The following is a 7,553-nucleotide window of genomic DNA, read 5'->3' as shown; positions in this document are numbered from 1 at the left end:
TCCGATTTATCAGCGCGGATTGCCTACCTATATTACGAAATACAGTCGCCAGAGCAAGAAATTCTCCACCCCTGTCTTACTGGGCTATGGTGGCACCAATGCCGCTGACGGACATAATTGGGCGGTGATGGCGATCGATAGCACAGGAATACTGCATGTCATCATCAACGGACATCACGATCCATTTGTCTATACCAAGAGTCTGCGCCCCCACAATATCACCGCGTGGACTAGTCCCCAACAGGTAGGTAAAGGAACATCATATTTGGGATTGGTTATCGATCGACAGAATACCCTCTATGGTGTCAGCCGAAATAGCGAAAATGGCTATTACTTCGATCTGACACTGCACCGTCTCCGTAACGGTGGTGCGTGGGAAACCAAGCATCTAGTCAGTCCATTCCGCAATTACTACCATGTCTGGTTTCACAATCTAAATATCGATCCGCGATCGGGTAAACTCTTCTTGAGTTATCACTCCCAAGCGATCGAACTGGAGATCTTTGGCGATGATATCGAGATGATGCTCTATCAACGTCCAGATTTTGCACCCCAGACGTTGAATCCAAATGGCAGCAATAAATACGTCCCCAGAACAGTAATTCAGGGATCTGGTAGTGGCGGACATCAAACCTACGAACTACCGTGGGATGAGCGGGCGATTTTGACTAGTTCCGATGGTGGTGACAATTGGCGAATGGCATTGAGCAAAGATCTCCAAGCACCAGCAGGTTGCTCGATGCTCGCTCCAAAAGGGTTTCCTTCAAAACGAGCATCGAATGCCAACGATACCAATCTGATTTGTCGCTAAAATAACCACCAAGTTGTTGCTTTTGAGACAAGCACTAACTCAGTGGTTAAATTTTTAGATTAATTAATGGTAATTTAATTAATGATTAGTGGCAAGGATTGTAACAACCGTAACCACCACCTTTGCTGCCTTTCTTGCTGCCTTTCTTGCTACCTTTCTTGCTACCTTTTTTGCTACCTTTTTTGCTACCACCGCCGCAGCCATGACCACCACCACCGAAAATTTGACGGCTGTCAGTTTCTTGGAGTTCGGTTAAAAAGCTTTCTGTATCGGCAAATAATTCGCTACCAGCAGGATTTAAGTTGGAGATTTGAATGAGAGCCATATTCAATTATTCCTATATTACAAGTTACAAGTCGATTGCGCCGACCGATTTAGATCCTAAAATCTGTGCGACTTCGGTCACACATCATCATGCCCGATCGACTGTCGGTCTACAACCCATTAGCGCGAACAGAAAAGACAAAACACTATGTCTAAAATCTACTCGCCCCAGATCGAAAACTACCTAGAAAAGTGTATAGAGGCACACAAAGACCACTTTTGTGATGACTTCTAGGACTAGGCAGCGCAAGTTACTGGACTATTCCCAATTCCCGAATCCCATTTGAATAGTCTCTTTATTTACGCCGCCTAGTCCTAGTCGAGATCGATCGATTTTGAGTGGACTTAATTGTGTTAGTTTTAGCCAAATAAAAGTTGTATTCATTCAAATTCATCTATTTTGTAACAATCTAGTGCAGCAAAATTGAGATGCGGTTGGAATCGATCGATTCCAACCGCAGCAAATTGCTCGTAAATCTTGTCTAGCTTGTCGTTGACAGCAGTTAGATCGAGATCGAACGCAGTTACTAATCCCATCGCTAGGATTTCGCACCGTTGCATCCCAAAGGTGCTGAGGGTAGTAGGAACCTCTGCCAATCCCAATCCTGGGGCGAGTTGCTTGGTAAATAAAGGGACATCGGCAGCAAATGCAGTCTGGTGTGCTCGATAAATCTCTGCCACAACAGTTTGGGCTGTGAGGTAATCAGCTTGTGAGATCCAGAGCGTAGCACCATCGCAGCGGTAAAATAAAGCCGGATCGTGAAGAATGGCAAACTGAAATGGAAGCTCTAGTGTATTTAACTGGCGGGTTAACTTTTCGGCGATCGTGACGGCAGCATCTGGCGTGAAGTTAAAGTAGATTTGGACGGATGGTAATGCGGGTGTGGCATTTGCCGGCGTACCCAAATTTCCCACGATGATATAAGTATCTCGACTGACGAGACTGTGCGGTAGATAAATGGGGACGATTTCACCAATCTGCGCCGAGCGCGAGTCCGATCGTAAATGTCGTTGAGGGTTGATATGTAAGTGCAAGCCATCTTTGACGACTACTAATTCCCCTGCGGGGGCGGTGGCGACTACTTTCCAACCGAGATCGAGATAGCCGCGACTGCTATTGCTCTGATGGAGCCGTTGGCAAAAATCAATATCTACTCCATCGCTGAGATTATTTTTTATTTGTGCTGGTTGTGCTGCTGCGGTAGCGATCGTTTGGAGATCTAGCCAGCTCTGATTGAAGTAGATATCGTGGAGATAATTTTGGACTTGCAGGATTAAATATTTTGACTGGAGCTGGGGTGAAATGCGTTGCAGTCGATCGAGAATATCCGCTCGTAGTTCGAGTGGGGGATAGTCGGGATGAGCGACGGTAAAGTTTGGCTCGATTTGAATTTTTGCAACTATTTCGGCTAATATCTGTGGAAAGTTTGACATCATCTCTATTTAATTGGTTAATCGATCGTAATTGCTACCAAATAAGGTATTCATCGCCGATTGGGGAGTGCAGAGCAGTTGTTTGGCAACTTGGAGCATGATAATTCCGCGATTGCCAAAGCTGCGATCTTCATCGATCGTGATTTCTACTCGTTGGATTAGAGCTAAACCAGCAAATTGAATGACTCGATCGAGAAAATCTGGACGGGCGATCGCAATTGCTGGGAAGCCATCTAGATAAGATCGGGTGAGGCTAAATAGGGATGGCTGTAGCAATTCTAAAGGGGTTGTTGCTAGCTGTAAAGACTCATTAATACTCAAGGTATTGCCGATAATCAAACCATCCAACCAAACTTCTAAATAACTACCCAAGATACAACCGAGATCGAAAGCTGGATCGCCCCAATTGGCTCTTTCCCAATCAATTAATCGAATCACTTGCGCGCTGGGGCAATCCCAATTGAGAGCTAAGAGGATATTATTAATTTTGAGATCGTTATGAATTAGACAACTAGGCTCGATCGCCTCTCCTAAATCGACGATCGCTTGTAATAAACTGGGGAAACGTTGATACAATTTGAAAAATTGTAAGCATTCTGGCGGCATTATCTGAAAGACTTGGGGCGTAATCCGAGATAGGCGACGAATGATACTGAAGGCGGTATAGTCACTTCTCAACTCCGACTTTGCTTGGAAAAATTGTTGATATGCCGATCGTTCAAATGTATGGCTGTGAATAGTGGCTAGTAGTTGACCGATCGCGCTAGCAATGACAATTGAAAATTGATTCGATCGGTGATAATAACTAGCCAGATCGTCAAAATCAGTCGCGTATTTGACGATTAAAATCGAGTTGTCAGGATCGAAATATAGTAATTCTGGTAAAAAATCTCTAATTTTTTCGCCGAAGTCTGGAAAATGTTTGGTCAGTTGCTGCATTTGCCAAGCTGCCCAAAATTCCCCGCTAGTTTCGCCATGAACGTCGTGAATTTCTTGCTTGACCAGCAAACTACAATCTTCGTTAATTTTAATTAGAATATTAAAGTTTTTGGCTGAAATTATTTCACTCTTGATTGTGTCCCGATCGATCTCCTGGCAATAGTCACGAGCAATTAAATAATCAAAAACATTGTCTGTGTCTAAAATAGTTTTCATATCAAGTATCTAACTAGCTCCCGATCAAATATCGATCGATTAATTTTATTTCTCGTGGAAATTATCGATCTAAATTTAAGTAAATAAATTATCACGTCGATTGCCCGAATGGATCTCAGCACCTTCACTTGCTGATTTTCTGCAAAAATCAGCATAATTGCTGATGTAATTTACATCTTTTATTAATCGAGCCGATTTAATTTCAGATTGCACTAGCGAATCAATTATTGTACGTGTATTAATATTTACTATTCTTAATTTTAAGCTTAAGAAATAGTAAAGTAAAAAATGTTATACCTTAAACATCGCATAATATTCTCTTAAAATTCCAAAGTTAAAAAAAGCATCATGACTCAAACTAAACAATTTAGTCAGGAGAAATTGTTGAGCCAATATTTAACTACATTTCAGCGTCAATTACTGACAAAACAGCTAGAAATCGAGCAAACACCCGAATACCGACAGCGCATTGAAATCATGCTATTGGCAGATGAGGGTAAAACTCAGACCCAAATTTGTCGAATGTTGTGCTGTTCGCCGTTAACCGCCCGTTACTGGATTTTGATGGCCAAATCAGGTTGCGCCCACAATTGGCAAACACAACCGATCGGTCGCCCCAAAACTGTGACATCCGACTATCGTGCTCGACTGAAGGAACTAGTCGCTGTAAGTCCCAAAGACTTGGGATATCCCTTCACACGTTGGACGGGGCAATGGTTGAGCAAACATTTAGCCCAAGAATTTAAGATTGGGGTCAGTGCCCGACATATCAATCGGCTGATCGAAGAAATTGAAGCTGAATTAGCTGTAGATACCCAGCAGCAGCCAGATTCCAGTACCAGATCTCACCGTTCGATCGTTGCCGATCTACACGATCGATATATTTCAGGCACATCTCACCGTCTGATTATTGCCGATTTACACGATCGGCACACTTCAGCCAAATAGCCGATCTATCCAAATTCGCTATCAGCGTCACTCATGCTTCAAAATTCGGCACTTACTGCTATTTCAGGCGATCTATTCACCTCAGTGCTAGGAACGGACATTGCACCGGAAGATCTCCCCCAGCTCCAAGCGCAGACTCAGATGCTCGCGGTGATTCCCGGTCAAAGCTTTTGGCACTCCAGCGACAGCCCGTCAGGCATTTATGTTGTTTTGACGGGCAAAGTGCGATTATTCGATCTTCAGGATCGGCGGATCGCCACTCTGACTGCTGGCAAGAGTTTTGGTGCGAGTACGCTATTTCCAGATGCAGACTTTAGCCGCTACACCGCTAAAGCTGCTCTGGTGGTAGGCGGGGTGGAAATATCCTTAGGCTTCATCCCTAGCGAGCGCGTCTGGGCTTGGTGGGGCAAGTATCCCGCGATCCAGAGCCATCTGAGCCAACGTGCCCAATATCTCGATGCGATCGTCAGGGGTGAAATCGACCCCTCAGTGCTCAAGGTTGCGCAACGCGGACTTTACACTTCGACAGGCTCAGTACATCGCCCGCAGCCGCCATTAGCCGCCCAGCAAATTCACCCGTTAGCAACCGTTCAGTCCCGCAGAGATGCGCCAGCGCAGCCAGCCCCAGCCGCTCCCGATCGATTCAAAGCAGCTTATTTTCCGACTCCCAGCCAGAAAATGGGGCAGTGGTGGAAAAAAGTTACCCACACCTACCCCTTTTACGCACAACACAGTGCTTCCGACTGTAGTGCTGCCTGTATCGTGATGGTGGGGCGATATTGGGGCAAGGAGTTTAATATCAACCGCCTGCGGGAGTTAGCTTATGTCAGTCGCGATGGCGCATCGCTCAAGGGTGTGGCAAATGCTGCCGAAAATTTGGGATTTAATAGTCGTCCAGTCAAAGCAAGTCTCGATCGACTTGCCAGTCAGAAACTCCCAGTTATCGCCCACTGGGAGGGCAATCACTATGTGGTAGTGTTTGAAATTAGCCCCCAGCATGTAATTATTTGCGATCCAGCGATCGGGCAACGCAAGTTGACTCATGCCGAATTTGTCACAGGCTGGACGGGTTTTTGTCTATTGATAGAACCCACGTTGGCACTGACCAAAACTGAAGGAAAATCTACTGATTTTTGGCAGCTATTTCAGCTCGTTACACCCCATCGCGTCACGATCTCCGAGATTTTCATGGCTTCGATCGTTTTACAAATGTTCGGGCTAATCGCGCCAATTTTCACCCAATTAATTTTGGATCGAGCCATAATTCACAAATCTGAGAGTAGTTTAGCCGCCTTTGGAGTCGGGTTGCTAATCTTTGGTGGTTTCCAAATTGCGATGACTGCTTTGCGTCAATATTTGATGGCACATACTGCCAATCGAATCGATGCGGCGTTGCTGATTGGCTTTATCCGTCATGCGTTTAGTTTGCCATTGAGTTATTTTGATTCGCGGCATGTGGGTGATATCATCTCGCGGATTCAGGAAAACCATAAGATCCAAAGTTTTATCACCGGACAATCTTTAGGAGTTTTACTAGATTTGATGTCAGTGTTTGTCTATGCGACGCTGATGTTTATCTATAGTTGGAAGTTGGCACTAGTCACGCTGATCTCAATTCCACCGTTTTTGATTCTCACCTTTGCTTCCACTCCATTTCTGAAGAAGATGTCGCGGGAGATATTTAATGCTAGCAATGCTCAAAATAGCTATCTGATCGAATCTCTCAACGGCGTGCGCACGATCAAATCAATGTCTGTTGAAAAATCCGTTCGCTGGAATTGGGAAGAACGACTCAATCAGGAAATTAAACAAACCTATCGCGGTCAAATTATCGATATCAAAATCCAGGTAATTAGCTCGGCAATTAATATGATTAGCAGTACAGCATTGCTTTGGATTGGTGCATCACTGGTGATTTCAGGTGAATTTACGATCGGTCAACTATTTGCTTTTAATATGTTGTCAGCTAATGTGATTAGTCCCTTTCAGAGATTGGCTGGACTGTGGAATAAATTGCAAGAAATTGGGATTGCGATCGAGCGAATCTGCGATGTGATTGAAGCTAAACCAGAGGAAGATCGAGAAACACATCGTCAAGACATTGGTAAATTGCAGGGCTACGTTAAATTTAACAATGTTACCTTTCGCTATAATAAGGATGCCGAATTTAATGTACTCGAAAATATTAACTTTGAGATTAAACCAGGTCAAACGATCGCCTTAGTCGGTCGCAGTGGCTCTGGTAAAACAACGCTGTCAAAATTAATTTTAGGGCTATATTTACCGACGAGTGGATCGATCGAGATCGATGGTAAGGATCTGAAAAATATTTCACTCCATTCTTTGAGATCGCAAGTAGGAGTAGTCGATCAAGATACATTTTTATTTAGCGGTACCGTCAAAGATAATATCACGCTTGCCAAACCAGGTGCAGATCGATCGGCAGTCGAACGCGCCGCAGAGCTAGCAGGTGCCGATGAATTTATTAATAAGATGCCAATGCGATACGATACCGAAATCGGCGAAGGTGGCAGCATGTTGTCGGGCGGACAACGCCAAAGAATTGCGATCGCGCGTGCTTTACTAAACAATCCGCGACTATTAATCTTTGATGAAGCAACTAGTAGTTTAGATACCGAATCAGAACGGATCATTCAAACTAACTTAGAAAAAATTCGCCGCCATCGCAGTACGATTATTATCGCTCATCGACTCTCGACAGTCCAAAATGCCGATCTAATTTTAGTCTTAGATAAAGGTGTATTAATCGAAAGTGGCAATCATCCTCAATTGATGGCCAAAAAAGGACAATATTATCATTTGAATCAGCAGCAGCTTACCACTATTCAAGAATAAATAGATCGTATTAAGTCAATAAAAT

7 protein-coding genes are annotated in these 7,553 nt (G+C 44.2%); 3 read left to right on the top strand and 4 right to left on the bottom strand.

Features of this window, described 5'->3' with window-relative positions; all coding sequences use genetic code 11:
- Window positions 1-811: BNR-4 repeat-containing protein (locus RMO55_RS04105; RefSeq protein WP_310423928.1), on the top strand; the 811-nt coding region annotated here is incomplete at its 5' end.
- A gap of 85 nt (window positions 812-896) precedes the next feature.
- On the opposite strand, the gene RMO55_RS04100 is transcribed toward RMO55_RS04105, so the two are convergent.
- The 4 genes from RMO55_RS04100 to RMO55_RS04085 form a co-directional block, all read right to left on the bottom strand.
- On the bottom strand, window positions 897-1,136 hold the full coding sequence (locus RMO55_RS04100) for a hypothetical protein (RefSeq protein ID WP_310423925.1): 240 nt from the start codon (window positions 1,134-1,136) through the stop codon (window positions 897-899).
- Window positions 1,137-1,394: 258 nt separating this feature from the next.
- On the bottom strand, window positions 1,395-1,520 hold the full coding sequence (locus tag RMO55_RS04095) for a hypothetical protein (RefSeq protein WP_310423921.1): 126 nt from the start codon (window positions 1,518-1,520) through the stop codon (window positions 1,395-1,397).
- Window positions 1,517-2,572 (bottom strand): T3SS effector HopA1 family protein, encoded by a 1,056-nt coding sequence (locus tag RMO55_RS04090; RefSeq protein WP_310423917.1) that lies wholly within the window; start codon window positions 2,570-2,572, stop codon window positions 1,517-1,519. The genes RMO55_RS04095 and RMO55_RS04090 overlap by 4 nt, the downstream gene beginning before the upstream one ends.
- A 6-nt stretch (window positions 2,573-2,578) precedes the next feature.
- A complete protein-coding gene (locus tag RMO55_RS04085; protein WP_310423914.1) occupies window positions 2,579-3,724 on the bottom strand; it encodes a phosphotransferase in 1,146 nt (381 codons plus the stop codon).
- Between the two features lie 348 nt (window positions 3,725-4,072).
- Here RMO55_RS04085 and RMO55_RS04080 point away from each other — a divergent pair, with 348 nt between their 5' ends.
- Together RMO55_RS04080 and RMO55_RS04075 are read left to right on the top strand one after the other, a co-directional pair.
- Complete coding sequence (locus RMO55_RS04080; RefSeq protein WP_310423911.1) at window positions 4,073-4,672, top strand: helix-turn-helix domain-containing protein; 600 nt, start codon at window positions 4,073-4,075, stop codon at window positions 4,670-4,672.
- A gap of 33 nt (window positions 4,673-4,705) precedes the next feature.
- Window positions 4,706-7,528: a peptidase domain-containing ABC transporter gene (locus RMO55_RS04075; protein ID WP_310423908.1), complete on the top strand. Its 2,823-nt coding sequence runs from the start codon at window positions 4,706-4,708 to the stop codon at window positions 7,526-7,528.
- The last annotated feature ends 25 nt before the right edge of the window (window positions 7,529-7,553 follow it).

The sequence above is a fragment of the Chamaesiphon sp. VAR_48_metabat_135_sub genome (assembly GCF_031418915.1).
Classification (GTDB): domain Bacteria; phylum Cyanobacteriota; class Cyanobacteriia; order Cyanobacteriales; family Chamaesiphonaceae; genus Chamaesiphon.
Note: the sequence above shows the minus strand (reverse complement) of the source record. Positions and strands in the feature narration are given on the sequence as shown.

What these genes read in the sequence shown, in the direction of transcription:
- RMO55_RS04085 (WP_310423914.1), bottom strand. Translation starts at nt 3,724, where the DNA reads ATGAAAACTATTTTAGACACAGACAATGTTTTTGATTATTTAATTGCT.
- RMO55_RS04095 (WP_310423921.1), bottom strand. Translation starts at nt 1,520, where the DNA reads ATGAATACAACTTTTATTTGGCTAAAACTAACACAATTAAGTCCACTC.
- RMO55_RS04080 (WP_310423911.1), top strand. Translation starts at nt 4,073, where the DNA reads ATGACTCAAACTAAACAATTTAGTCAGGAGAAATTGTTGAGCCAATAT.
- RMO55_RS04100 (WP_310423925.1), bottom strand. Translation starts at nt 1,136, where the DNA reads ATGGCTCTCATTCAAATCTCCAACTTAAATCCTGCTGGTAGCGAATTA.
- RMO55_RS04075 (WP_310423908.1), top strand. Translation starts at nt 4,706, where the DNA reads ATGCTTCAAAATTCGGCACTTACTGCTATTTCAGGCGATCTATTCACC.
- RMO55_RS04090 (WP_310423917.1), bottom strand. Translation starts at nt 2,572, where the DNA reads ATGATGTCAAACTTTCCACAGATATTAGCCGAAATAGTTGCAAAAATT.